The sequence below is a fragment of the Paenibacillus albidus genome, from assembly GCF_014644435.1.
GTDB lineage: Bacteria > Bacillota > Bacilli > Paenibacillales > Paenibacillaceae > Paenibacillus_AQ > Paenibacillus_AQ albidus.
This window is the reverse complement of the sequence record NZ_BMKR01000034.1, coordinates 33,519-58,708: the sequence shown is the minus strand read 5'-3', so window position 1 is coordinate 58,708 and position 25,190 is coordinate 33,519. Positions and strand designations below refer to the sequence as shown.

Annotated in this window: 23 protein-coding genes and 1 riboswitch; of the genes, 16 read left to right on the top strand and 7 right to left on the bottom strand. The window is 53.3% G+C overall.

Annotated elements, in window-relative coordinates:
- The first annotated feature begins 2 nt into the window (after window positions 1–2).
- Window positions 3–2,033: a S9 family peptidase gene (locus tag IEY53_RS26905; RefSeq protein WP_189030498.1), complete on the top strand. Its 2,031-nt coding sequence runs from the start codon at window positions 3–5 to the stop codon at window positions 2,031–2,033.
- The gene (locus IEY53_RS26900) at window positions 2,030–2,503 is read left to right on the top strand and encodes a hypothetical protein (RefSeq protein ID WP_189030497.1); all 474 of its coding nucleotides are present in this window, start codon (window positions 2,030–2,032) and stop codon (window positions 2,501–2,503) included. Before IEY53_RS26905 ends, IEY53_RS26900 begins: the two co-directional genes overlap by 4 nt.
- Window positions 2,504–2,836: 333 nt before the next feature.
- On the opposite strand, the gene IEY53_RS26895 is transcribed toward IEY53_RS26900, so the two are convergent.
- Window positions 2,837–4,348 carry an IMP dehydrogenase gene (locus IEY53_RS26895; protein ID WP_189030496.1) on the bottom strand — a complete coding sequence of 504 codons (1,512 nt, stop codon included), beginning with the start codon at window positions 4,346–4,348 and terminating at the stop codon, window positions 2,837–2,839.
- 41 nt (window positions 4,349–4,389) lie between these two features.
- A complete protein-coding gene (locus tag IEY53_RS26890) occupies window positions 4,390–4,956 on the bottom strand; it encodes a phosphoribosyltransferase family protein (RefSeq protein WP_189030495.1) in 567 nt (188 codons plus the stop codon).
- A 141-nt stretch (window positions 4,957–5,097) separates the two neighbouring features.
- A riboswitch (purine riboswitch) is annotated at window positions 5,098–5,200 on the bottom strand.
- Between the two features lie 640 nt (window positions 5,201–5,840).
- Here IEY53_RS26890 and IEY53_RS26885 point away from each other — a divergent pair.
- Together IEY53_RS26885 and IEY53_RS26880 are read left to right on the top strand one after the other, a co-directional pair.
- Window positions 5,841–6,764, top strand: coding sequence for an ABC transporter ATP-binding protein (locus tag IEY53_RS26885; RefSeq protein ID WP_189030494.1), 924 nt, complete (start codon window positions 5,841–5,843; stop codon window positions 6,762–6,764).
- A gap of 27 nt (window positions 6,765–6,791) precedes the next feature.
- Window positions 6,792–7,544 (top strand): hypothetical protein, encoded by a 753-nt coding sequence (locus IEY53_RS26880; RefSeq protein WP_189030493.1) that lies wholly within the window; start codon window positions 6,792–6,794, stop codon window positions 7,542–7,544.
- A gap of 36 nt (window positions 7,545–7,580) precedes the next feature.
- On the opposite strand, the gene IEY53_RS26875 is transcribed toward IEY53_RS26880, so the two are convergent.
- Together IEY53_RS26875 and IEY53_RS26870 are read right to left on the bottom strand one after the other, a co-directional pair.
- On the bottom strand, window positions 7,581–8,189 hold the full coding sequence (locus IEY53_RS26875) for a TetR/AcrR family transcriptional regulator (protein ID WP_189030492.1): 609 nt from the start codon (window positions 8,187–8,189) through the stop codon (window positions 7,581–7,583).
- A gap of 48 nt (window positions 8,190–8,237) precedes the next feature.
- The gene (locus IEY53_RS26870; protein ID WP_189030490.1) at window positions 8,238–9,416 is read right to left on the bottom strand and encodes a YhgE/Pip domain-containing protein; all 1,179 of its coding nucleotides are present in this window, start codon (window positions 9,414–9,416) and stop codon (window positions 8,238–8,240) included.
- A gap of 468 nt (window positions 9,417–9,884) precedes the next feature.
- Between IEY53_RS26870 and hemA the strand changes: the two genes are divergently transcribed.
- The 9 genes from hemA to IEY53_RS26825 all read left to right on the top strand — a co-directional run bounded on the left by hemA (window position 9,885) and on the right by IEY53_RS26825 (window position 20,039).
- The gene (gene hemA / locus IEY53_RS26865; protein WP_189030488.1) at window positions 9,885–11,276 is read left to right on the top strand and encodes a glutamyl-tRNA reductase; all 1,392 of its coding nucleotides are present in this window, start codon (window positions 9,885–9,887) and stop codon (window positions 11,274–11,276) included.
- Window positions 11,277–11,281: 5 nt separating this feature from the next.
- Window positions 11,282–12,109, top strand: a complete 828-nt coding sequence (gene ccsA / locus IEY53_RS26860) for a cytochrome c biogenesis protein CcsA (RefSeq protein ID WP_189030486.1) — start codon at window positions 11,282–11,284, stop codon at window positions 12,107–12,109.
- Between the two features lie 6 nt (window positions 12,110–12,115).
- Window positions 12,116–12,763 carry a precorrin-2 dehydrogenase/sirohydrochlorin ferrochelatase family protein gene (locus tag IEY53_RS26855; protein WP_189030484.1) on the top strand — a complete coding sequence of 216 codons (648 nt, stop codon included), beginning with the start codon at window positions 12,116–12,118 and terminating at the stop codon, window positions 12,761–12,763.
- A gap of 2 nt (window positions 12,764–12,765) precedes the next feature.
- On the top strand, window positions 12,766–13,746 hold the full coding sequence (gene hemC, locus IEY53_RS26850) for a hydroxymethylbilane synthase (protein WP_189030482.1): 981 nt from the start codon (window positions 12,766–12,768) through the stop codon (window positions 13,744–13,746).
- A gap of 5 nt (window positions 13,747–13,751) precedes the next feature.
- Window positions 13,752–15,305 (top strand): uroporphyrinogen-III C-methyltransferase, encoded by a 1,554-nt coding sequence (cobA, locus tag IEY53_RS26845; protein WP_189030480.1) that lies wholly within the window; start codon window positions 13,752–13,754, stop codon window positions 15,303–15,305.
- 58 nt (window positions 15,306–15,363) lie between these two features.
- On the top strand, window positions 15,364–16,362 hold the full coding sequence (gene hemB, locus IEY53_RS26840; RefSeq protein ID WP_189030478.1) for a porphobilinogen synthase: 999 nt from the start codon (window positions 15,364–15,366) through the stop codon (window positions 16,360–16,362).
- A gap of 35 nt (window positions 16,363–16,397) precedes the next feature.
- Window positions 16,398–17,702, top strand: a complete 1,305-nt coding sequence (hemL, locus tag IEY53_RS26835; protein WP_189030476.1) for a glutamate-1-semialdehyde 2,1-aminomutase — start codon at window positions 16,398–16,400, stop codon at window positions 17,700–17,702.
- 53 nt (window positions 17,703–17,755) lie between these two features.
- Entirely contained in the window at window positions 17,756–18,691 is a 936-nt protein-coding gene (locus tag IEY53_RS26830) for an RluA family pseudouridine synthase (RefSeq protein ID WP_189030528.1), read from the top strand.
- Between the two features lie 988 nt (window positions 18,692–19,679).
- A complete protein-coding gene (locus IEY53_RS26825) occupies window positions 19,680–20,039 on the top strand; it encodes a winged helix-turn-helix transcriptional regulator (RefSeq protein ID WP_189030474.1) in 360 nt (119 codons plus the stop codon).
- Between the two features lie 61 nt (window positions 20,040–20,100).
- On the opposite strand, the gene IEY53_RS26820 is transcribed toward IEY53_RS26825, so the two are convergent.
- Complete coding sequence (locus IEY53_RS26820) at window positions 20,101–20,631, bottom strand: NAD(P)H-dependent oxidoreductase (RefSeq protein ID WP_189030472.1); 531 nt, start codon at window positions 20,629–20,631, stop codon at window positions 20,101–20,103.
- Window positions 20,632–20,846: 215 nt separating this feature from the next.
- Between IEY53_RS26820 and IEY53_RS26815 the strand changes: the two genes are divergently transcribed.
- The 3 genes from IEY53_RS26815 to IEY53_RS26805 all read left to right on the top strand — a co-directional run bounded on the left by IEY53_RS26815 (window position 20,847) and on the right by IEY53_RS26805 (window position 23,776).
- Entirely contained in the window at window positions 20,847–21,422 is a 576-nt protein-coding gene (locus IEY53_RS26815; RefSeq protein ID WP_189030470.1) for a glycosyltransferase family 4 protein, read from the top strand.
- Between the two features lie 5 nt (window positions 21,423–21,427).
- Complete coding sequence (locus IEY53_RS26810; protein ID WP_189030468.1) at window positions 21,428–22,291, top strand: glycosyltransferase; 864 nt, start codon at window positions 21,428–21,430, stop codon at window positions 22,289–22,291.
- Window positions 22,292–22,408: 117 nt separating this feature from the next.
- Complete coding sequence (locus IEY53_RS26805) at window positions 22,409–23,776, top strand: LysM peptidoglycan-binding domain-containing protein (protein ID WP_189030466.1); 1,368 nt, start codon at window positions 22,409–22,411, stop codon at window positions 23,774–23,776.
- Window positions 23,777–23,855: 79 nt separating this feature from the next.
- On the opposite strand, the gene IEY53_RS26800 is transcribed toward IEY53_RS26805, so the two are convergent.
- On the bottom strand, window positions 23,856–24,560 hold the full coding sequence (locus IEY53_RS26800; RefSeq protein ID WP_189030464.1) for a YqeB family protein: 705 nt from the start codon (window positions 24,558–24,560) through the stop codon (window positions 23,856–23,858).
- A 1-nt stretch (window position 24,561) separates the two neighbouring features.
- Window positions 24,562–25,152 carry a TetR/AcrR family transcriptional regulator gene (locus tag IEY53_RS26795; RefSeq protein ID WP_189030462.1) on the bottom strand — a complete coding sequence of 197 codons (591 nt, stop codon included), beginning with the start codon at window positions 25,150–25,152 and terminating at the stop codon, window positions 24,562–24,564.
- Window positions 25,153–25,190 lie beyond the last annotated feature (38 nt).

Genomic DNA, 25,190 nt, shown 5'->3' with positions numbered 1-25,190 from the left:
CAATGAACCAACGACCGATCATGCCTGAGGATTTATACGGATTTCAGTGGGTCAGCAGTCCCGCAATCCATCCGGATGGCACAGTGGCTTACCTTAACCAGACGATAGACAGGGACAAGAACGAGTATCTTACCCACATCCATGCCTTATCGCCAGGTGGAGTAGGGGACAGACGCTTGACCAGCGGGGATAAGGATGCCGCGCCGGCATGGTCGCCGGACGGTGCTTTGCTTGCTTTTCTGCGGATGACGGATGGAAGCAGGCAGCTGTGGACGATCCCGGCCGGAGGCGGAGAGGAAGTACTGCGAACCTCCGTGAAGCGAGGCGTGGGTGCTTTCGCCTGGTCGCCGGACGGGAAGTATATTGCCTTCACCAGCAGAATCAGCATGGATGCGGCACGGGAAGCCATGACGCTTGACGAATACGCCAAGCACTCGGGGCGGCTGGGCCGCAGGTATGACCGTACCACGCCAAAAGCCGAGGGTTCAGGCTGGTGGGACGGGCTGTTCAGCCATTTGTTCGTGCTGGAGCTGGCTGCTAACCGGGTGACTCCAATCACTTCCGGGGCCTGGGACGCCTCCGGCCCGGAATGGTCGCCCGGCAGCGGGGAAATCTCTTTCCTGTCCACACAAGTGGAGGATGAGCAGACGGATGCGGACCTGGTCCAATATGCGGATGTATTCACGGTCAGCAGGGAGGGGGGCCAACTGCGCAAGATCACGGATTCCAGTCTTGCGGTCAGCCAGTTCTCCTATTCGCCGGACGGAGAAACCCTGTACCTGATTGCCAGTGACCGGGCCTTTGGCAGCGGCAGCCATAACCGCTTGTATACGGTGGCAGCCGCAGGCGGAGCTCCCAAGCTGCTGGTCCCTGGGCTGGATATACAGCTTGGCAATTTCGCACTCAGCGATATGAAATCGGCGCAACCTTCCCGCGCCCCTCAGGTGGCTGCTAAGTCTGAGGTGGACGAGGATGAATCCATCTATGTGCTTGGCACGGAGCAGGGCAGTGTCCATGTGTACCGCTTCTCGGCGGATGGAGCTTACACGGCAATAACCAAAGGAAGAAACCGGGATATTTATCAATACGCCCTCTCTCCGGATGGACGTTATCTGGTGTTTGTTGCACTTGAGGCGGAGCGGCCCGGCGAGCTGTACCGGCTGGATCTGCAGACGGGTGAAGAAAAACGGCTGACCACTCGCAATGATGAGGTTATGGCGTCCCTTCAGGTGAACCTGCCGGAAGAATTCACCTATACTTCTACGGACGGGCAAGCCCTTCAGGCATGGCTCATCCGGCCGGCCGGACTTCAGCCGGGCGAGAAGGTGCCGATGATTCTGCAGATTCACGGGGGCCCGCATGCCATGGCGACTGCCACCTACAGTCATGAGATGCAGACGCTGGCCGCGCAGGGATATGCTGTGCTTCTGCTCAATCCGCGGGGCAGCTTCGGGTACGGGCAGGATTTTGCCAAAGCTTGCCGGGGGGACTTCGGTGGCGGAGACTGCCAGGATCTGCTGGATGGCGTGGACGGGGCCTTAAAAAAGTACAGCTGTATCGATGCCTCCCGGCTCGGGATTGCAGGCGGCAGCTATGGAGGATTAATGACCAACTGGATCATTTCGCATTCCTCCAGATTCCGCGCCGCCGTGACGCATCGCTGTATTTCCAATTGGCTGTCCTTTTATGGCCTGAGTGATATCGGTATTTCCTACACAGAGGGGATTGTTGGAGGGAATCCGGCTGAGAATCCGGGGCTGTTATGGTCCAAATCGCCGCTCGCCCATGCCCGCCGGGTCGAAACGCCGCTGTTGATTTTGCACGGCGAAAATGACTACCGCTGCCCGATCACTCAGGCGGAGGAGTTCTATACTGCGCTGAAACGGCTCGGAAAGACCACCCGGCTGATTCGTTATCCCGGCTCGGGCCACTCCTTGCTGAAGAGTGGTAAACCGTCTTTTCGTGTGGACAGCTTTGAACAGGTGAATGCCTGGTTTCAACAAAACTTGCAGAATGGAGAGGATTTGGAATGAGCATTGTGCGGTTATCCATCCCTGTAGGGATGCTGGTCGAGAATATGTTGACCAGCGGAGAGTCAAAGGAAGTTATTATCGATCGTTTGCAGCGGGGGGATTTTGAAGGCCTGACGGGCAAGGTGAAGGAACCGGAGATGCCTTTCGGCGAGCGGCTGGCTACAGCAACTGAGATGGGTGAGCCATGGGAAGAGGCGATCCGCAGCGGATATGAGTACAAATTCTTGCATATCGGCGGACTCAAGCGGCTGCTGACCTTTCGCTTTGGCCGTGTCTTAGACCAGGATTATGTGCAGGACGACCTTACTCTGCGGCAGCTGTGGCTTCGTCCGGAAGAAATCACGGCCCTGCGTGCCCTGATTGGCAGACAGTGGCTGGTTCACGAAGAAGAAGGAACCAGACCCTCTGACAGTGATACCTTGCAGAACAGTCCACTTATTCAAGTTAGCGTGGAACTTAAGTATAAGTAACATGCTGTTAAGGTAAGGGGGCAGGGGCGACGGCGATTCACCGCACATACGGCACCTGGTGCTGGGAGCCGCGCGAATCCGCGCGGTTGAGCTGGAACCAGTAGGACTGAAAGGCAAAAATGCCTTAGAATCGGCCCGTATGCGCGGAATGGGCCGACTGGAAGGCAAAAATGCCTTAGAATCGTCCCGTGTGCGCGGAATGGGCCGACTGGAAGGCAAAAATGCCTTAGAATCGGCCTGTGTGCGCGGAATGGGCCGACTGAAAGGCAAAAATGCCTTAGACCCCCCGCCCGCCACCGCAATCGCGTGCGAGACTCAGCGCCTGCCCCGCCATCAGGACGAGCGGTCCTTCTCCTTCAGGATCACGTCATGTGCGCCGCCTTCGACGATGCTGGTGGAGGAGACGAGTGTGATTTTGGCGTGCTGCTGCAGCTGCGGGATGGATAAGGCCCCGCAATTGCACATGGTGGATTTGATTTTGCTGATGGTAAGGTCCAGGTTGTCTTTCAGACGTCCGGCGTAGGGGATAAAGGAATCCACGCCTTCCTCAAATTCAAGCTTGCTCTCTTTGTCGGCATTGCCGAAGTCATACCTTTGCCAGTTGCGGGCCCGGCTGGAGCCTTCGCCCCAGTATTCCTTGACGAAGTTTCCGCCGACAAGCAGCTTGCGGCCCGGACTTTCGTCGAACCTGGCAAAATATCGTCCCAGCATCACGAAGTCCGCACCCATGGCCAAGGCCAGCACGATATGGTAATCATGCACGATTCCGCCGTCCGAACAGATGGGCACATAAATTCCCGTCTGCTCCAAATACTCCTGGCGCGCCGCCGCTACTTCAATGATGGAGGAAGCCTGCCCTCTGCCGATCCCTTTTTGCTCACGGGTAATACAGATGGAACCTCCGCCAATCCCCACCTTAATGAAATCCGCTCCGGCTTCTACCAGATACATAAAACCATCCTTGTCTACGACATTGCCCGCACCCACCTTAACCTTCTCGCCAAAAGTATCCTTAATATACCGGATCGTCTCCGCCTGCCATTCCGAGTATCCGTCGGATGAGTCGATACAAAGCACATCCGCCCCTGCTTCAACCAGAGCCGGGACCCGCTCTTTGTAGTCTCTGGAGTTGATGCCTGCGCCGACAATCAGCTGTTTGTTGCCGTCATGCAGCTCCAGCGGATACTCCTGATGGCTGTCATAATCTTTGCGGAAGACCAGATACATCAGGTGGCCGCTGGTGTTCACCACCGGCAGACAATTCAGCTTATGATCCCAGATCATATCGTTGGCTTCCGACAAGGATATCCCTTCCCGGGCATAAATCAGCGAAGAGAGGGGAGTCATGAATTCCGTAATCAGCGTATCCGGCGATGTCCGGTTCTCGCGGTAGTCACGGCTTGTGACGATACCCATCAATTTGCCGGTGGGGAGTCCGTTATCCGTGATGGCGATGGTCGAGTGTCCGCTCCGCGCTTTGAGTGCCAGGACCTCTTTAAGCGTATCTTCTGGCCGCAGATTGGAGTCGCTGATCACAAAACCCGCTTTGAACTTCTTGACTCTCCGCACCATTTCGACCTGCTGCTGCACAGACTGGGAGCCATAGATAAAGGAGATTCCGCCGCTTTTGGCCAAGGCAATGGCCATGTTGTGGTCCGATACGGCCTGCATCACGGCAGAAGCCACCGGCAGATTCATGGTCAATGCCGGCTGCTCACCGGTCCGGAACTTGGTTACAGGCGTGCTCAAATTAACATTTGCCGGAATGCATTCCTTGGTCGTCAGACTGGGAACGAGCAGGAATTCGCTGAATGTTCTGGATGGTTGCTCATAATAAAAAGCCATTGGGCGCCACTCCTTTAAGAATAAATTCATAGATTGTATCCTTAGACTTTGGACAAAAAGCGTACCGGAACCGTATAATCCCTCTCCAGCGCCTGATAATAATCCCCTTTGACCAGAATGGCCTGCACTCCAACCAGTTGGACCCCCATCCTCTCCATCTGATCGGCAATACAGCGGATGGTCGCGCCCGAGCTGATCACATCATCCACCAGCAGCACCCGATCTCCGGGCTTGAAGCCGTCAAAATAAATATAATTTTCGTTATACGCCGTCTCCCGCTTGATGGAGACCTCATAGTTGTCGTACAGCTCAGTGCTCAGCCTGAGGATGTTCAGCGGCTTCATCAGCTTGTAGGCAGTCAGCATGCCCCAGGTATGCCCTCCCGGCTCGGGTGAGGCGATATAATCATAGTCCGAGAACTGTGCGGCAATGCTTGCCGCAAGGCTATCCGTAATTTCGCGGATCAACTCAGGGTCAATAAAAGTCCCGCGTTCCCCAAAAGGATAAAGTTTGAAGTCATACGGTTTTTCTTTGGTTTTATCCTTGCAGATCCTCACATTCTTAGCCTTGCTGATGGACTCATAGAGCCTCACACTGGATGCAGACATCATCTTCACTCCCCAAATTTTAGTACTAACTGCTTTATGATATAGCAAAAAGCCCCAAACTATAGAGGCGTAGACGCGTCAAAAGGGGGCCGGAGAGGGAGAACAGCAGCATTCTGCTATAAATCCGATACCGGTAGTCCTTACGAGTCTTGCGCCTCTCGTAGCCTGGGGCAATTTACGGTTGCCTGTAGAAACGCCCGTTCCACATTAACGGGCTTATACAAGAGAAATGTTATATATAATTACATAATATGACGAATATCCTTTTTTTGATTTAAGAAATGTATAATTCGTGTTAATTAACTTTACTTTAATTATTTTTACTCATGCTATCATCGTGTCTTCTCCCTGTCAATATCCCTTTTTGTGTCAGGTTATATTTGTAACTATCAATTTCTTCTCTCTTCTACTTTCTGTTCCTTTTGAATAGAATGATTATGGAATGCTGCCGGGGGACGAGTTAAGGAGAGTGTGTGAATGAACTCTGTGATTATGGCTGTGAGTATGATTGCAATCAGTATAATGACCCTTCTGCTCAATAGAAGAGTTAAGTACAAAAGCAGGAGGAGTCTTATACTTGCCGTTCTATTTGTCCTTTACATTTCTATGTTTATAATCATCGGTAGTGTAAAGGAGTAGCCATGGACACATGGCTATTTTTTAGAATATAAGGACTTATATGTTCTACGCCATAAATCAGCCTTATATTTCTACGAGAAACGGATACCCTCCTCTTCCAGAGGACGGCGAAGCCGTTTCTTCTTGGGTCCAAATTTACTATTTTGTAAGATGGGGTTGTAAATCTGCGAGACTAGTTGGATAATTGAATAAGAAAAATATGGGTTTTATTATAAAATTTGAAATGATCTCAGGAGGAAGCACCTGTGAAATCTCCAATTATTGAGGTACGGGAGTTAAGCTTAAGCCTTCAAGGCAAGTCTATTCTCAAAAGAGTTAATTTGGTTACCCATCAGGCGCAAATTTGTGCCTTTATCGGGGAGAATGGAGCGGGCAAAACATCAACAATCCGTTGTATTGCTGGTTTATATCCTCCATCTGAGGGAGTGTGTACTATCTTTGGTGAACCCTCCTATGGCATGAGTCAGCATAACAGAAACCGCTTTGGCATTGTGTTTGATGAAGGTGGTATTTACAGTGAAATGACTGCGTGGGAGCATATGCTGTTTTTTGGCCGGCTTCGCGGGCTGGACAGATCGGCCATAGCGAATCAGTTCCAGAAGCTTGCACATCATTTTGAACTGAAATCAAATCTGCCAGCGGGCCGGTTCTCAAAGGGAATGAAGCAGAAGCTGATGGTTATACGTGAATTATTGCACGAGCCGGAGCTGCTTATTCTGGATGAGCCTTTTAACGGGCTTGACCCGGATGCCAGGATTTTTCTGCGTGATCAATTAAAAGAAATCTGTTTAACACAAGGGACTTCTATCCTGATCAGTTCGCATGATTTGTTCGATATTGAGAAAATTGCAGACCAGGTGATTATGATACAGCAAGGAGAAATTGTGGCCAATAACACGCTGCAGGAAATTACAGGAACTAGTGAACATTATATTGTAACTTGCAGCAATCCTAAGGAAGTTGCGGAGGTTATCCGGCAAATTGAGGGAATGACTGTGGTGAGCCATGATCAGCATTCTGTAGTTTTCATTATTAATTCCGACATCATCCATCATCCCTTACAAACCCTTCTGGAGCGTCAGGTTGAAGTGAATGAGTTCTTTAAGGCAAAAGACTCTTTGGAAGATTTCTACCGGAAGACCAAACAAACTGCAGCGCGAAATTCATAGTATTTGGGAGAGAGGGAGGGCTTATTCTTGCTGGCTTTATTAAGAAAAGATATGCATACGCTGAACTGGAAAAGATCACTTACTATGCAACTGTTGATGCTGGGCATTTTCCTTGTTTTTGCGATAGGCCAATTGGGTGAACTGGAGCAGAGGCTGGGGCTGGCTATAGATGGGATGGGACCCCTTCTGGACAAAATAAATGAAACCGGTAGTCACCGGCTCATGTTTACCAATACATTAATTGCGGTGGGATTTCATGTCTCAGCACTGGTGTTTTCGTTATATGTGGGAATCCCCCATGTCCTGCAGTTCTTCACTAAAGAAAAAGCTGAGAAAAACCTGAGTTTTATGCTGGCTGTGGTGTCCCGTCCTTGTAAAATTATGATTTCCGTGTGGTTGTTTGCTTTGCTCCGTGTTATTGCGATGGCGATAATAAACGGGGCTCTGATCTGGATTGGTTTTTCGGTTCTTGGTTTCCGTTCTGTCTGGTCGTCTAGCTTGCTATCCTCCAGTGTAACCATAGTTCTGGTAATAGCGGCATTCCTGTATGTGGCAAATGCCATTGTATGGGCAACTAATGGCAGCGAACTTGTGTTAAAAATATTCAGAATGCTGATCCTGGTGGGGATTGTCGCCGCCTTTCCGGCGGTGAACTATCTGCAGATGGATTTCAGCTTTTTAGATTTACGTTATGCTGTTGCCAGCGCTGTTCTGGGGGTTATAGCCGTAGTCGTTTCCCACTTTCTGATGAAATTGTTCAGGGTAGAAAAAGTCGTTTAAGAATAAGCTGTATAAAGAAAAGCAGTGATTCCCCGGTTATTCCGGAATCACTGCTTTTTGCGGTACCCCCAGCCCCGAGAGAACAAATTGAATGGTCTGATCGGCAATCTGCTCTTCGGACAGCGGGTCTGACGCAAGCAAAGGCTCAAAGGCAACGGCCCGTTTATGGGCCAATGCTGCCCCCATCACCTGCAGCATCGCATGGGTGATGGAATCAAAGCTGAAGAGGTCCTGCTCTTGCCCTCTTTTTAGCACAATCCGTACATTGGACCAGACCGGATGCAGGCAACGCATGACGATATCCGTACGGCAGGAGCGCAGCATGACCTCAAGCTGCACGATGTCGCTCATTTCCCGGTCCTGCAGCGTGAAGTTGACCACTTCGCCGACCAGCTGCCGGATACCGGTAACCGGGTCTACCTCGTAGGCATTAAAGCCGTCCAGGAGATAGGAAGGGAAGAAATTCTCCAACAGGGCTTCGAACACCTTCTCCTTGCCGCCAAAATAATAGGAAACGAGTGAAACATTCGCCCCTGCCTCCTGGCAGATCTGGCGGACGCTGGTGCCATCATATCCCTGCTTGGCAAACAGCTTTTTGGCTGCCAGCAATATCCGCATTTTGATATCGAGTTCCGGTTCGGTCATTCGCTTACGCTCCTCTGGTCCGTTCTATAGCTATATTATATCGCGAAATTAGACGGACTGCACAGCTGCGGACGGGGAAGCGGAAGCAGCCGGGGCCTCTACGGGACTTGGTGCTTTTTTAAGAAGGGTAATCAGAGCCGACACACCGATGGCTACAGCCAGTACAAGTACCAATGAACCGGCTGCCGATTGAGCGCCAGGACCGCCAAGCTGCACGCTGAGCACTCCTTTGACAGCGTAGGTTGCAGGCAGAACATCTCCGATAAAACGGTAGAATCCGCTCAGCAGCTCTCTTGGCACCATAGCCCCTGAAGAAACCAGTTGAAGCGACAGCATAATAATATTGAAAAGGCTGCCCGCTGCTCCGAACGCAATCAGAAAGATCTGCGAGAAGAACATAAAGGTGGCAACAAACAAGGCCTGGAACAGCCAGAACGCGAGGAAACCTTGCTGGGTCTGTCCGCCAAGCGCCACGATCAGCGAGGAGCCCAGCAGGGACACGGCCAGAGCAGATCCGATATTAATGAAGAAACGTGCGCCGAAGAGCTTCCAGCGGGAATAAGCAGCCGACAGCATGCCGGTGGCTACCTGGAGGTTAAGTCCCATAATCATGGAGCCTACAAAGGAGGCCAGCACAACCATCATCGGTACCATCTGGTTGTTCATACCGTTTACCGGATGCAGCGATGTAGTTGTTCCTTCAACTTTGGAGATGAGGGAACCTGCGGCGGCGGCGGCCTGCTCAGCCGGAGTGCCTGACTGAATCAGGATTGCCTGAGTCCCTTGCGCAGCTGCCTGGCTGTTGACAGAGGAGGTGATGTTGGCAGCGGCACCTTGCATTATGCTTTTGATAGTGACAGGGTTCGCTTCATTAATAGTATAGTTAATGGCTGCCTTTGCCCCAGGAGTTCTGAGCTGTTCCGTGAAGCCTGAGGGAATCTGCAGGATCATGTGAAGATCACGCTGCTCGAGCTGTCCGGCTGCTTGCTCCGGTGAAAGAGTCAATACGGTGTGGAAAGGCAGGGAGGCTGCGAGACGGGAAGTAAGTTCCTCGGCTTGGGCTCCGTCTTCATTCACAATGGCTATCGTTAATTCACTTGCTCGGTCATTTACACCGCTATAGGCAGTCATCCAGATTACGCTGAAAATCACCTGGAACATTAATGCTGTGACAATACCGATGATCGTTTGCGGTTTTTTGAGCAGTGCTTGTAAAGCTTTAAACATGGGGGAGCCTCCTTAAATAAAGTTAAAATTTAAATTGAACAAGTGTTTTAATCAAACGTTTGATTAAATATAAAAGATCCAAAGCCTGCTGTCAATGGAAGTGTGACAATTTTCTGAAAGAAAGGTAAGTTACATGGTTTGAGGCATTTGTTATGTCATTTTCGGGACAGGCCAAACGATCTGTGAAGATTTAGTCACAAATGACTAGGAATGAGGCGTCTGCCAAACCTTAAGGACAGAAATAATTGAAAATGAACCTGCCATACCTATAGAGATTTTTGGTTTTTTTAATTATAATAATTATCATCTGTATTTCATAAATAGTTCAAAGGTTTTGTAAAAAGTCGGTTTTTGGTGTGATATACTTAACACAGAGATTTGAGACATTATGAATGTATACCAGTGAATGAAGCTATTGATCTGAGAGTGGTTATAGAAGTGAAAAGAGACTAGGATGGTGAACTTGCGATGCATATCGTCGTCGTTGGCCTGAATTACCGCACGGCGCCCGTAGAGGTGAGAGAACAGTTCGCATTTGCGGAGAAGGATCTGCCCGCAGCCCTCCATCAATTGATGCAAACTAAGAGCGTTCTGGAAGGCGTAGTTGTTGCCACCTGCAACCGGACGGAAATTTATGTGCTGGTAGACAGGCTTCATATGTGCGGATATTTCATCCGCAGCTTCATGGAGCAGTGGTTTGGAGTAAAAAGCGAACAATTCACACAACATATGTATATATATGAAGACGAGCAGGCCATTGCCCATTTATTCAGGGTGACCTGCGGTCTGGATTCGATGGTTATCGGCGAGACCCAGATTCTGGGTCAGGTGCGCAGCGCTTTCCTGACGGCACAAGCCGAAGGGGTAACAGGCACCTGGTTCAACCGCCTGTTCAAACAAGCGGTAACCCTGGGCAAACGGGCACACAGTGAGACGTCGATCGGCGAAAGCGCCGTGTCGGTCAGCTATGCGGCCGTAGAGCTGGGCAAGCGAATATTCGGCATGTTCACCGGGAAGAGAGTGCTGATTCTCGGTGCCGGCAAGATGAGCGAACTGACCGTAAAACATCTCTACAGCAGTGGTGCGGCAGAGGTTATCGTCGCCAACCGGACCTTAAGCCGGGCAATCGAGCTGGCAGAGAAATTCTCCGGCAGACCCAGTACGATTGAAGAAGCCTTGAAACACCTGGATGAAGTGGATATTGTAATCAGCTCGACGGGAGCCGAGGGTTACGTCCTTACAGCAGATCAGGTTGCCGAGGGCATGAAACGCCGTCCTTCCCGGCCGCTGTTCATGATCGACATCGCTGTTCCGCGGGATATAGACCCGGCTGCGGCGAGTGTGCCGGACGTGTTCCTGTATGATATTGATGATCTGGAAGGCATCGTGGAGAGTAATCTGGAAATGCGCCGCAGCGAAGCTGCCAAGATCGAGGTTATGATCAGCGAGGAAATGGATGAGTTCCAGCTCTGGCTGAAGACGCTGGGGGTACGCCCGGTGATCCGCGCCCTTCAGGACAAATCCAATGCCATTCATGAAGAAACGATGGAGAGCCTGTTCAACAAGCTGCCGGAGCTCGACGAGCACCAGCGCAAGGTGATCCGCCGTCTTACCAAAAGTATTGTGAACCAGATGATGCATGACCCGATTAATGTGATTAAGGAAATGTCCGGCGGGAAGCAGGGTAATGAAGCCCTGGAGTATTTCTCCAAAATCTTCGCCCTGGAGGAACAGCTTGAATCCGGTCCGCAAGGAGGAGCTCAAGCACCGTCCAAGCTTCATGCTGAACGTGCTGCCGGCAGTTCCGAATCCCTTCTGCCCAAGGGTTCCCTTACTCCGGCAGGCGTTATGGGCGGGTGAACGACATGCAACTTCTGAACGGAATATATGATGCCGCCTTGGTTTTATATGCCCTGAGCCTGCTGTTTTATTTCTCGGATTGCCTTCGGCGGAATCCGGGCGGAAAGCGGTTAGGTTCGGGGCTTCTTGTCGTCGTGGGTTTGCTCATGATTGCCGGCATTACCATCCGCTTCCTGGAGGAGGGCGGATTGCCGATCTTCACACCTTATGATTTTTTGTTCTGGTTCTCGCTCAGCATTGTGCTGACTTCCCTGGCGCTGGCGTTCACCCGGGGAGCAGAGTTTGCGATTCTTCTGCTGAGTGTGGCCGGATACAGCGTATTCCTGCTTAACCGTGTGTGGCTGACGGCCGAGGATCACACCCTGCAGAGCTGGAGTGCGGTGCACGGTTGGCTGGCTACGCATATTATTTTGGCCAATTTGAGTGTTGCCTCACTGACACTGGGTACGGTATTTGCGATAATGTATCTGTTCCTGCACACCCGCCTGAAGAGCAAACGCTGGAATGACCGCATTCGGCGTTTCCCGAGTCTTGAGATCATGGACAGATACTCCTATTATTCGGTGCTGGCAGGCACACCTTTGCTGGCGTTGTCACTTGTGGTGGCAGGAATTTCCATTGTCGTGGAAGGACGGCTGCCGCTGTTCCAGGACCTGAAGGTGCTAACTACACTTGTAGGACTTGGGGTGTATCTCTCCTATCTGATCTTGAAGCGGTCCGGGCGCAGAAGCGGGGTCTCCATGGCCCGTTGGGTCATTTCGGGATATGCCTTCATTATCCTGAATTTCCTGCTGAATTCCTGGTCGGACTTTCACCGCTGGGATGGGGGGTAGGCAGAGATGTCGAGGTATTTGCCGATCATGCTCGAATGCGCGGGGCAGCCTTGCATCGTCATTGGCGGCGGGGCGGTGGCAGAACGCAAAATCATGGGCCTTTTGGAAGCCGGGGCCGCCATTATTGTGATCAGCCCGGAGCTTAGCCCCAGGCTGACTGCCCTTGCGCAGAATCAAAGCTTGAAATGGCTCAAACGTCTGTTTGCTCCCGGAGATACCCGCGGGGCCTTTCTCGTATATGCAGCCTCAAGTGATGCGGCGGTGAATATGGAGGTGGCCCGGGAAGCCAGGAAACTTAACATTCCGGTGAATGTAGCCAGCGAGGCTGAAGCGGGCAGCTTCATTACGCCCGGCGTTCTCCGGCGGGGCCGGTTGACCGTGGCGGTCTCCACCTCCGGTGCAGGTCCCGCTGCTGCGGCGCAGATCAAAGGATTGCTGGAAGAAATGCTGGGCGGGGAATATGAGCCTTATTTGGATTTTTTGTATGATATGAGGACTGAGATCAAACGCCGGGAATCCTCGGCAGCGGTGCGGGGCCGCCTGCTCCGGAAGCTTGCGGCCCTGGATGTGCTTGATGAGATCAGACAGGGAACCTTTAAGAAATGGGGTCCGGAGGTCATTGACGCCTGGATTGCCGACAACCGGGAGGAATAATAATGCGGAAAATTATAGTTGGCAGCAGACAAAGTGCGCTGGCGCTCACGCAGACCGGCCATGTGATTGCCGATTTGCAGCGCCTGAGCGGAGAACACGGATTCGATTTCACCTTCGAAGTCCAAAAAATCGTCACCAAAGGAGACCGTATTCTCGATGTCACCCTCTCCAAAGTCGGCGGCAAAGGCCTGTTCGTTAAGGAAATCGAGCAAGCCATGCTGGCGGGAGAGATTGATATGGCGGTACACAGTATGAAGGATATGCCTTCCGAACTTCCGGAGGGTCTGATTAACGGCGCTGTACCCAAACGGGTGGATCCGCGCGATTGCCTGATTTCGGCCGGAGGAGTGGCGCTTGCGGATCTGCCGCAAGGGGCGCGTGTCGGCACCAGCAGCCTCCGCCGTTCGAGCCAGCTCGCGGCGTTGCGTCCGGACCTGGTCATTGAGCCGGTACGGGGGAATATCGACTCCCGGCTGCGGAAGCTGGAAAGCGGCGAATATGACGCGATTCTGCTGGCGGCTGCCGGTCTGCAGCGTATGGGCTGGGAAGACCGCGTAACCGAATATCTTCCGCCTGAGCTGTGTTTGCCTGCCGTAGGCCAAGGGGCACTCGGGATTGAGTGCCGTGAAGATGATCACGAGCTGCGGAAGCTGCTGGATCTTTATAATGACACGGATACGGCCTTGACCGTCGCAGCGGAACGCCGGTTTCTCGGTGTTCTGAACGGCGGCTGCCAGGTCCCGATTGGGGCTTTTGCCGTGCTGGGTTCGACTATGGAACCGGCAGACGCGGAAAGTGCCGGGAACGTGAAAGCGGAGCCGAAGCGGCTGGTTTCCTTGACCGGGATGGTAGGTACGCCGGATGGTTCGACGATTCTTAAAGAAACCTGCACCGGAGACGACCCGGTTCGCTTAGGCGAAGAGGTTGCGCGGCGGCTGATCGACAAGGGTGCAGAGCAGATTTTGGCAGATGTAAGGGGATGAGTGAGATGGCGGGGAAGGTTTATTTGGTAGGCGCAGGTCCAGGGGACGCAAAATTAATGACCCTAAAAGGTATGGAATGTATTCAGAAAGCGGATGTGCTGGTCTATGACCGGCTGGCAAGTCCAAGATTCCTGAAATGGATGAAGTCCGGCGGTGAGAAAATTTACGTTGGCAAGCTGCCGGACCGGCACACCATGAAGCAGGAGGACATTAACCAGCTGCTGGTAGACCTGGCACTTGAGGGGAAAACTGTGGTGCGGCTGAAAGGCGGCGATCCGACGATTTTTGGCCGGGTGGGTGAAGAAGCGGAGCTGCTGCGCAGACATGGCATTGCCTATGAGATTGTACCTGGCATTACCTCTGCGATCAGCGTACCGGCTTATGCGGGGATTCCGGTGACACACCGGGATTATGCTTCCTCCTTGTCCATCATTACCGGGCATGAAAGTCCCGATAAGCTCGACCATTCCATTCAATGGGATAAAGTAACCAATGCGACCGGCACGCTGATCTTCCTGATGGGCGTAGCCAAAATCGGCTATATCAGCACCCAGCTTATCAAGCATGGACGGCCGCCGGAAACGCCGGTAGCGCTGGTTCGCTGGGGCACACGCGCCGAGCAGGAGACGCTGACGGGCACACTTGCCGATATTGAGGCGAAGGTGACGGCGGCGGACTTCAAGCCGCCCGCGGTGATTGTTGTCGGCGACGTGGTGCTGCAGCGCGAGACGCTGAAGTGGGCCGAAGCGATGCCGCTGTTCGGCAAGCGTATCGTGGTTACCCGCGCGCGCAGCCAGGAGAGCGGGCTGGTGGAGATGATTGAGGAGCTCGGCGGCGAGCCGTACGAGTTCCCGGTGATCGAGACGGTCATGCCGGAAGATGTTGAGAAGAAGGCCCGGATTGCCGAGGCGCTGGGTGCGCTGGAGGCTTATGATTGGGTCTTCTTCACGAGCGCGAACGGCGTGGAGTTCTTTTTCCGCCACCTGGCGGAGCTGGGGGCGGATGTGCGGCGGCTGCACCGTGCGCGCATCGCCGCGGTGGGGCCGGCAACGGCTGCAGCGCTGGCGGCGCACGGCCTGATCTGTGAGGAGCTTCCGCAGCGTTTCCAGGCGGAAGGTCTGCTGGAGCAGCTCGGACCGCAGCTGCGGCCGGGCGAGAAGGTCTTGCTGCCGCGCGGCGATCTGGCGCGTGACTGGCTGCCGGAGCAGCTGACGGAGCTGGGTCTCCATGTGACGGAGGCCGATACGTATGAGACGGTGGTCACCGGTGAAGACGATATCGAACTGCTGAAGCTGCTGGAGGAGGGACGCATTCATGCGGTTACCTTCACCAGTTCATCCACGGTGCGCAATTTCCTGAATATCCTGCGCCGTATGGGTCTTTCCGATCCGTTGCCGCTGCTGGAGAAGGTGAAGATTGCCTGCATCGGACCGGTGACCGAGCAGACCGCTGTAGAGGCCGGGCTGACGCCGGGACTTCTGCCTGGTGAGGCGACGATCGAGGCGCTGGTGCAGGAGCTGTGCCGCTGGAATGAGACGACAAGGCCAAGTCTCGGTTGAAACGGGCCGGTTTGGGTGAAATTATAGATTGAAATCATAAATATTAGGGGGATGTAAGATGAGCTTTCCGATAATACGGCACCGCCGTTTGCGCGGTTCGGCCGGCATTCGCGGAATGGTGCGCGAGACGGTATTGAATGTGCTGGATTTTGTACAGCCGATATTTGTGACCTATGGAACCGGAGTCAAAAAAGAGATCAGCTCGATGCCGGGGGTGTATCATTTCTCACTGGACACGCTGAAAGCGGAAGTGGACGAGATTGCCGCTTTGGGCATCCCGGCTGTGCTGCTGTTCGGGATTCCTGAGACGAAGGATGCGGTAGGTTCCTCCGGCTTCGCTGAGGATGGCATTGTGCAGGAAGCTACGCGGCTGATCAAGCAGTGGTATCCGGAGCTGCTTGTCGTTGCAGATACCTGTCTGTGTGAATTCACGGACCACGGCCACTGCGGAATGGTACATACCCACACGGTGAACGGTGTGGTGCACGGAGATGTGATCAATGATGCTTCTCTGGAGCTGCTTACCCGCACGGCGGTCTCCCAGGCCAAAGCCGGGGCGGATATCATCGCGCCCTCCAATATGATGGACGGCTTCGTGCAGGCGATCCGGGCCGGTCTGGATGCGAACGGATTCGAGCATGTGCCGATTATGTCCTATTCGGTCAAATATGCTTCGGCCTTCTACGGGCCCTTCCGCGAGGCGGCGGATTCCGCTCCGCAATTCGGGAACCGCAAGACCTACCAGATGGACCCTGCCAATCTGCGGGAGGCCATCCGTGAAGCGGACAGCGACGTGCTGGAAGGTGCGGATATGCTGATGGTGAAACCTGCACTGGCTTATCTTGATGTCATCCGCACTATCCGCGACCAGTTTGATCTGCCGCTGGTGGCTTACAATGTGAGCGGAGAATATTCCATGGTCAAAGCGGCGGCTTTGCAGGGCTGGATTGACGAGCAGGCGGTAGTGCTGGAGATGCTGACCGGCATGAAACGCGCCGGAGCGGATATTATTATCACTTATTTTGCCAAGGATGCAGCCCGCTGGCTGCGCCCGTAAGACAACCATCAGGAACAGAACAGGAGTGAGAACGGATGGGCAATGTGCCGCTTACAAGACGGGAAGAAGCTTCCCGGAAGGCTTTTGAAGAAGCAAAGCAATATATTCCCGGCGGGGTGAACAGCCCGGTGCGGGCGTTCAAATCTGTAGGGCTGACGCCGATATATGTAGACCGGGGCGAAGGCTCGCGTATTTACGATATCGACGGCAACAGCTTCATCGACTATGTCTGCTCATGGGGACCGCTGATTATGGGCCACGCCCATCCCGAGGTAGTTAAGGCACTTCAGGAAACGGCTGTCAAAGGGACAAGCTTCGGAGCACCGACACTGCTGGAGACGGAGATGGCGAAGCTTGTGGTGGAACGTGTCCCGTCCGTAGATATTGTACGCATGGTCAACTCGGGAACTGAGGCTACCATGAGTGCGATTCGTCTGGCCCGGGGGTTTACCGGACGCAGCAAAATTCTCAAGTTCGAAGGTTCCTACCATGGCCACGCCGACAGCCTGCTGATCAAGGCCGGTTCCGGGGTAGCGACACTGGGTCTTCCGGATAGTCCCGGTGTCCCCGAAGGTGTGGCAGTCAACACGATTACGGTTCCCTACAATGATCTGGAAGCGGTAAAGGTGGCCTTTGAACGCTACGGCAATGAGATTGCGGGCGTCATTGCTGAGCCGATTGCCGGGAACATGGGTGTGGTTCCCCCGTTGCAAGGGTTCCTGGAGGGGCTTCGCAAAGTAACGACCGGATACGGCTCACTGCTTATCTTTGATGAAGTGATGACCGGTTTCCGTGTGAATGCCGGCTGCGCGCAGGGACTATTCGGAATCACGCCGGATCTGACCTGCTTCGGCAAAGTCATCGGCGGCGGCTTGCCAGTGGGAGCCTACGGCGGCAGAAGAGATATTATGGAGCAGATTGCTCCATCCGGTCCTATTTATCAGGCCGGCACGCTGAGCGGCAACCCGCTGGCTATGGCCGCCGGATTGACCACACTGAAGCTGCTGACCCCGGAAGTGTACACACGTCTGGAACAGCTTGGAGCGCGTCTCGAAGCAGGACTTAAGCGCAATGCGCAGGAAGTTGGCATTCCGCTGACGGTCAACCGTGTGGGTTCCATGGTCTGCCCGTTCTTCACCGAAGGGCCGGTAACCAATTACGATACGGCCAAAATGAGCGATCTGGACCGGTTCCGCCGCTATTTCGGCGAAATGCTGGGCCGGGGGATCAGTGTGCCGCCTTCGCAGTATGAAGGCATGTTCGTCTCTGCGGCGCACAGCGAGCAGGACATTGACGATACGCTTGAGGGCCATTACCATGCCCTGAAAGCACTGTTGTGACCCAGGCGGGCGGCGGCGGCGCCTGGACCCGGCGCGGAGAATGGCTGGAGGCCATGCCCGGGCGGGTCCTGACCGGTGCCGCCGACAGGGAAGCGGCGATTGACCAGTGGCTGCTGGATACCGCCGGAATGCCTGCCAAGCTCCACCTGCGGCTGCGCCGCGAAGGGGGAATCCAGTGGAAAGGCGACCGGCTGCGGCTGGCGTTGTTCCTTTGGCGGGAAGCGGGAATCGAGCCTATCGCGTCGCCGCTGGAGGTGCTGTTCGAGGACGACTTCTGTCTGGTCGTCCATAAGCCGGCCGGGATGGCCGTTCACCCGGACGGCAGCGGAGCGGAAGCCACGCTGGATCATCTGGTGGCGGCCCATTATGCTGCTTCCGGCGGAGGCGTGGCAGTCCGCCATATCCATCGTCTCGACAAGGATACGACGGGACCTGTCTTGTATGCCAAGAACGAGTTCGCGCAGCTGTCTCTGGACGAGGCTATGCGCCAGAAAGACATCTCGCGGCTGTACGCAGCGATTGTTAAGGGGACCGTGCCGCCTGCGCTCAAGGTGATCGATGCCCCGATTGGCCGCGACCGCCATCATGCCGCGCGGCGCAGAGTCTCTCCCGGCGGTCAGGCGGCGCTGACCCGGATCACCGGGCGCGAGACACTGCCTGGAGGGGGCACCCTCCTGCGTGTAGAGCTTGAGACTGGACGCACGCACCAGATCCGCGTCCATCTCAGCCATATGGGGCATCCGCTGTATGGGGATGACCTGTATGGCGGCCCGGCCTGGCGGCTGGAGAGTGGCAGCCTGGGTTCCGCTGCCGGGACGTTGCCCGGAACCCGCAGCGGAGCCTCCACAAGGCCGGGCCGGCAGTCGCTGCACGGGGAGTCGCTGGTGTTCCGCCATCCGTGGAGCGCCGAGCAGCTGACCGTAAACGATCCTTGGCCGGAGGATATGCTGCGGCTGCGGGAGCAGCTTGCCTCGGGTCCGCTGGCCTAAGCCATCTTAAAGAGCCGTTCACCGGATTCCGGTGGAACGGCTTTTTTGTTGTATAGGAAATTATACAATGTAAAAAATGTGGATATCTTGGAACCTTCAGATGATCTAGCGCTGCAGTGGGATTGGGCTCCATCCGCGGAGTGAAGCGGAAAGAGAAGACCCTATTTTGCGAAAAAGTGTGATTTCCTGGGGGATTCGGACTCAGGAGCCGTTATAATGTTCGATTGAGCTTAGAATGAGGGGGGATAGGACAATTAGCGGAATCTCAGTCCGATTATCCTGCTGAATAGCCGAATCCTCCCCAATAGCGGAATCTCAGTCCGTTTGTCCTGCTAAATAGCCGAATCCTCCCCAATAGATCTCCTGTCCGCATCAGCCGCGGATAGATCGTGAAGGGAACGCATCATGTCCGCAGAGGGACCCATGCACAATCGCACGGTCAACAATGCATGTCCTAACCACGCTATATGGGCGAGAGTTGTGCACGTTGTACAACAATGTGAGCTCAAAGCAAGCCAAATGACGATAATCTTTGCCTATTGTATAACAATCCGTGCCTCGTAGCTCCGAGTTGTTATTCACCCGTAGGGTGATTTTGTTCTGGTACGTGAGTACAACATCAGATTAAAATAAGGGATTCCTGAAGGCAGTTTGATATGGATTAGCGTTCGTCACCAGCCTTCGAGCTGATCTAATGTATAAAGTACCTCAGAATGGTTTAAACGAGGCTCAAACCTCCATACTGATGTATTTTGTACATTTAAAAGATAGCCGTAAGGCACTTTTCGGCGAATGCTGCGGTTCCTGCTGCACCAAATATACTGAAATCCTAAAACGAGCCTACTTTTGCCCATCCTGATGTATAAAGTGCACTCTAGCGATCTCCGCCCTCGGCTTACAGTGTGCCTTTCAATAATTGGCCTGATGGTCTATTGTTAATGATACATAATTATATGATCTGCACATCAGAAGAAGGGGAGTGTAGCAAATGAGTGATACCTGTGTTCCGACGGGCTTGAAACTAAAAGACACTGGCTTTGGATATACGTTGTCCTTAATAGGCGGTAAATATAAAATGATCATTCTGTATTGGCTGTCTGAAAATAAGGTTATGCGGCATAATGAGCTGAAGCGAAGTATCGGTACCATTTCTTTTAAAACGCTTAGTATTATGTTAAAAGAGCTGGAGGCAGAAAAACTGATTATACGCAAGGAATTTCCCCAAATCCCGCCTAAAGTTGAATATTCATTATCTGACCGCGGCCGTTCTCTTATGCCCTTGTTAAATATGATGTGCGAGTGGGGGGAGGAAAACAGTTTGCCGGCTCAGGAGGCTGTACAGCCGTAGCATAACTACAAAAAAGCAGCGAGTCCCCGGTTATTGGAGACTTACTGCTTGTTTTTTTATATTACAGGTTGTCGATAAAGTTCAAATAATCCTGTGCGCTTTGTTCAATTTCGCTTGCAGGCTGTTCATTTTCTGTACCATAAAACGCATAAAACGAACGGTAATCTGCCTTGCAGTATAGAAAGGTAGTTTCAAAAGGAGATAATAACTCTTCGAGTGTATAACGGTATTTTCCCTGTTCACTATAATCTTCTTTTTTAATTCCCGCAGATACAGCTAAAGCGGCTTTGCGGTTTTTTAAATGATCCCCTCCATTTGAACCATAAGCCCAGCCATAAGCAAAAACATCATCCAGCCATTTTTTAAGAAGCGGCGGACAATTAAACCAGTAGACAGGAAACTGTAAAATAAGATTGCCATGCGCTTCAATTAATCGCTGTTCTTTTTCCACATCAATGTTTCCGTCAGGGTAAACCTTATACAATTCGTGTACAGTATACTTTTCCGGATATTTTTTGAGTTCTTCTACCCACCGTTTGTTTATAGCGGAGCTTTCCATGGTTGGATGGGTTACGACAACAAGACTGTTCAAGAATTTGTCCTCCTTAAGGAATATTTATTTTTGAGTATAGAGTAGATATTGCAAATAGGTAAGTATGCACTTTTAGTACAGGTACTTTCAAAAAGGTTAGTGTCCCCTCTATATACCCATGTCCAATTGGCCGGGGCTGTCATATAATACTTTATTCTTAAGGAGCCGGGTTGCGGCTTCGACAGACGAATTCAAGGGTCCGGGGAGAGATATTCATGAGAATACTGCTGGTTACGTACTGGGGCCTCACGAATATGGGAGGAATCTGGACGTATATGAGCCAATTGGCCGCCAAGTTGAGGGAACAGGGCCATACGGTTACCCTGATGGGCAGCAACGCCGAGAATCAGACCTTGTACCTGCTGGACAACAATTTTTCTTTTGATAAAAAAGCATTCTACTCCACGCTGCTGCCGCATCTGGACCCCTTGAACTATCCGCACCTGCATGCGGAGCATGGCATCTTCAGCTTTGAGCTGGGCCGTTATGTTTTTGAGGGCGGGGCTGCGTATTTGGGGCTGGACGGGTACGATATCATCCATGCCCAGGACCCCATTGCTTCTTATGCGGTGCGGCGGATCCTGAAGGAGCCTGTGCCGCTGATCACCAGTGTGCATGGAGCACTGGCCCGCGAAGCGTATTATGAATATAAAGCGCTGGAGCCGGAGCTGACGCCCGAAGAGTATGCAGGGCGGCCGATCTGGGGCTATTTTCGCCGGATGGAGGCGCTTGGTGCGGAGGCTGCCGACATGGTGCTGGTCTCCCCTCCCAATGGATCGGCCAGCTGGTAAATGAATTGGGGGCTTTGGAGAAGCGGGTCCGGACGATCCCTTACGGCATTGATGTGAGTCAATATGATGCTAAGGCCCAAATGGTGTCCTCCGTAATTCCGGCTACCGGCTGCAAGGTAATTATGTACGCCGGGCGTCTGGAGTACATCAAAGGAGTTCATGTGCTGATGCTTGCGCTGGGTATGCTGCACAACCTCCGGCAGGACTGGATCTGTGTCCTGGCGGGAATCGGCAGTCTGGAAGAGCCATTAAAGGCGCAGGCAATAGAACTCGGGATTGCGGAGCGGGTTGTTTTTGCCGGCAAGGTGGACAATATTCCGGCTGCGCTGGCCGGGGCTGATCTTTATGTGCAGCCGAGTCTGCAGGATACGCAGCCTTATTCGGTAACGGAAGCCCAGCTTGCGGGCATTGCGCCTATTGTGTCAGGCACCGCCGGCATGCCGGAAATGGTTATTCCCGGTGAGACGGGATGGATTGTTCCCCCGGAAGATGCCGCTGCGCTGGCAGAGCGATTGGCAGCTCTGCTTGCCGATGACCAGCTGCGGGCCCGCACAGGCAGATGCGCACGGAAATGGGCGGCCTCCTGCCGTTCCTTGGATGTTATGACGGCTCGTACGCTGCAGGCCTACCACGATACGATTGCATGGCACGCCCTGCAGCAGGCGGAGGGCATTTATCACAATAGCCTGAGGATGGCCGGGGAAGCCGGGGCTGCCAGCCTTCCCGGTGCTTTTCACCCTGCTGAGGTGCTGCAGCCCACCGAGCAGGGGAAGATATTGGCGTCTATTTTGCGGCACCGTCTTCCTGCTGACTATTTCATTCCGGATGCCCGAATACTTGCCCGCTTTAGGCCTTCTGTCCACGAATGAAGGTCAAAGTTGTCATGCCTCCCTATTTGGAGCATATACATTAGTGGAGTAACATTTTGGGCTTATGCTCTGGGCTTGTCTCAGAGTTAGATTATGCCAAAAAGGAGGACATTTCCCGTGTTTGACCAGTCCCACGGCTTGCGGTTTGATATTTATGAACGCATTCACCTGCCTGCAGAGCTTCCGGGAATCGCTGAGCTGGAGGAAGTTGAACTGCTTCCGGAGATCCAGGTGATTCAGCGGGAAGACCGCGCTGAGCTGTATGGCCAATTGCTGCTCACCGGGCTCTACCGGGGTGAAGATGACCGGACACAACGCCTGGAGCATGCTATTCCCGTTGAAATTACAGTCCCGCTGACGCGGGTGAACTCGCTTGAAGACATAGGGGTGGAGATTGAGAATTTCGATATTGATCTGCTGACTATGCGTACGGTGAATATAACAGGGGTGCTCTCGCTGCGCGGCATTGGAGGCGTTGAGGCTCAGCCGGCCTGGCAGCAGGAAGAATATACCGTTGCTTATTCCCCTGCGGAGGACAAAAGAGCCCCGGAAGCTTCTGAAGAAATCCATGAACCGGAGAACGATGTACTGTATGAGAACTCGCTGTGGACTTTTGGTGAGGGTGCGGCTGAAGGGTCCGAGGAAGAGCGCGAGGTAGCCGAAGCCCTGTCCGAAGCTGCGGATCAGAGCCAGGTCTTGGCTCATGCTGTAACAGGCGGCTCCGGACAAGATCCCGAATCCGGGCAGCGGAAGGACAAGGAGCTCAAAGTCCGCACACACTCTTTGGAGTCTCCTGCAGACAAAGGCAAGTCTGAGCTGACGGATTACTGGCAAAAAGCAGAAGAGTGGAACCAGCAGCAGACTGCTGTAAAAGATACGGCTGCCAGAGAATCGTTTCAACCGGCTGAGCGGGTTGCTGTCCCTGAACAGGCGGCCCCTTCTGCCCCCCCTGCTCCTGTGGTCAGGCAGGAAGAGCCGGTTGCGGCCATGAGCTCCGAACCGCCTGCCGATTCCTTTATTCAGGAGGAGAACCCTCCCTTGGATAATGGGACATACGCCGGGGAAACGAACGATCTCCAGGAGCCGGTGGATGCTTCCGCTTCCGAGGAGAAGCCGGATCTCAAGATTGGCGTAGGCAGCAAAAAAGAAGCGGAGGCTAAAGAAAAAGAGCCGCTTACCTTCTCATCCCTGCTAAGTTCCAGCCGTGCCCATAAGGAACAGGAGATTCTAAATGCCGAAGAGGAGGCTCCCCTCCTAGCGGAGACGGTGCCTGAAGCGGGGAATGATACGGAATGGAAAAGCCGGTTCATCGGCGCAAGAGACGGGGCCAATCTGTTCCGTAAAGTCAGGCTTTGCATCGTGCAGCGTGAAGAAACGCTGGATACCATTGCCGAGAAATATCAGCTCAGCGCACGCGAGCTGGTTATGTATAACCGGCTGTCCGGCCAGAATGTGGAAGAAGGCCAGGTACTGTATATCCCGTAAAATCCCATTTGCAAGAGGGGGCCCCAGCCGCTGTACGGCTGCAGGGGCTGCCTCTTTTTGCCTATTCCGCTAAAACCCGTTACCGGAGTTTTTGATTCTCCGCTGTGAAGGAACGCCAATATTGGCGGATGCCCTCGTCACGGACGGCAATTCCGAGCCGGTCCAGTTCCTGTCTGAACGCCCGGGCATCTTCCGTCTCCTCCTTCTTCAGGGCTTTTTTACGGGCTTTCAGCAAGGCGTTCACGGCCGGGTCAAGGCCTGGGGCGTCCGGCACCCACAGTGTGAACTGGTCTTTATAGGGGTCCTCTTCCGTCCATGGAAAATGATGTTCCCTGAAAGCGGAAGCGAGCCTGGAAGAAGAACTGCTCATGGGTTCACGGAACAGCTCATGCCCGTTAATGCCTGTAAGGACAAGCTCTTTACCGTCAAGATAACAGGCCTGAAGCTGGCTTTTGTCATAGGTCATTTCTTTTCCGTTAATCCTGATGGCAACCTCAAGGCCGGTAACTTCAGCGATCAGGCATTCTTTTATTACATAATGACTTAAATACAGACCGCCGCCGAGTCCCAGAACCCCCGTGAGAATTGGCAGCCATAGACCTTCCTGTGAGGCAATCAGCTTCAGCGGACCTTGAAAGGGAATCCATGACAGGGCAGCGGCCCACCGGGCAATGGCAGGCAGGAAGCAGCCCAAGGCGAGACCGGCAAGCGATATAAGGGCCCAGAGAAGCATCTGTTCCAAGCGGGATAATCCGGCCGATGTCGAGGAGGGGGTAAATGGCATATCAGTTGGCCTCCTTTATGAAAATACTGTCGACAGCCGTTTGCCAAATGGCTTGATATTTCAGTTCAAGCCCCAATAAGAGGTAGCTGGTAATATTGTCGAACACGAGGGCCAGCATATGCGCCTTGGCTTCCAGATTTACGGGCGGCACCACTCCCCATTCCGCTCCTTTGACAAGCAGCCTGTGGAAGCCGTCCAGGTAGTTCTGCTGCATGGCAATCAGGCGCTCCCTGTATTTCTCATCCCGCAAGGCAGATAGAATAAATTCGTTCAGTACCTTTAACACGACACGCTGGTTCTCCTTGTCGACGGCCAGCATAGCCCATCCGCCTGCCAGCAATTTCTCCCGGAAGTTGTCTGCATTGAACTCGGCCAGATCAAAATCATGCTCAAATCGGTAATCGCTGAATACAAAATCAAAAATCCGCTCAATCAATTCTTCCTTGGAAGAAAAGTGATAATAAATCGAAGGTTTGGATATTCCGACTTCCTTGGCAATCATGGCCAGACTGGTCTTATCGATTCCGTGTTCTGCGAACAAGAGAAAAGCGGCGTCGATCAGCTGGCTGTGGGTAAGATCCTTTTTCTTCATCACAACCTCCATTTTTCTAACTATCGTTAGGTAAAATA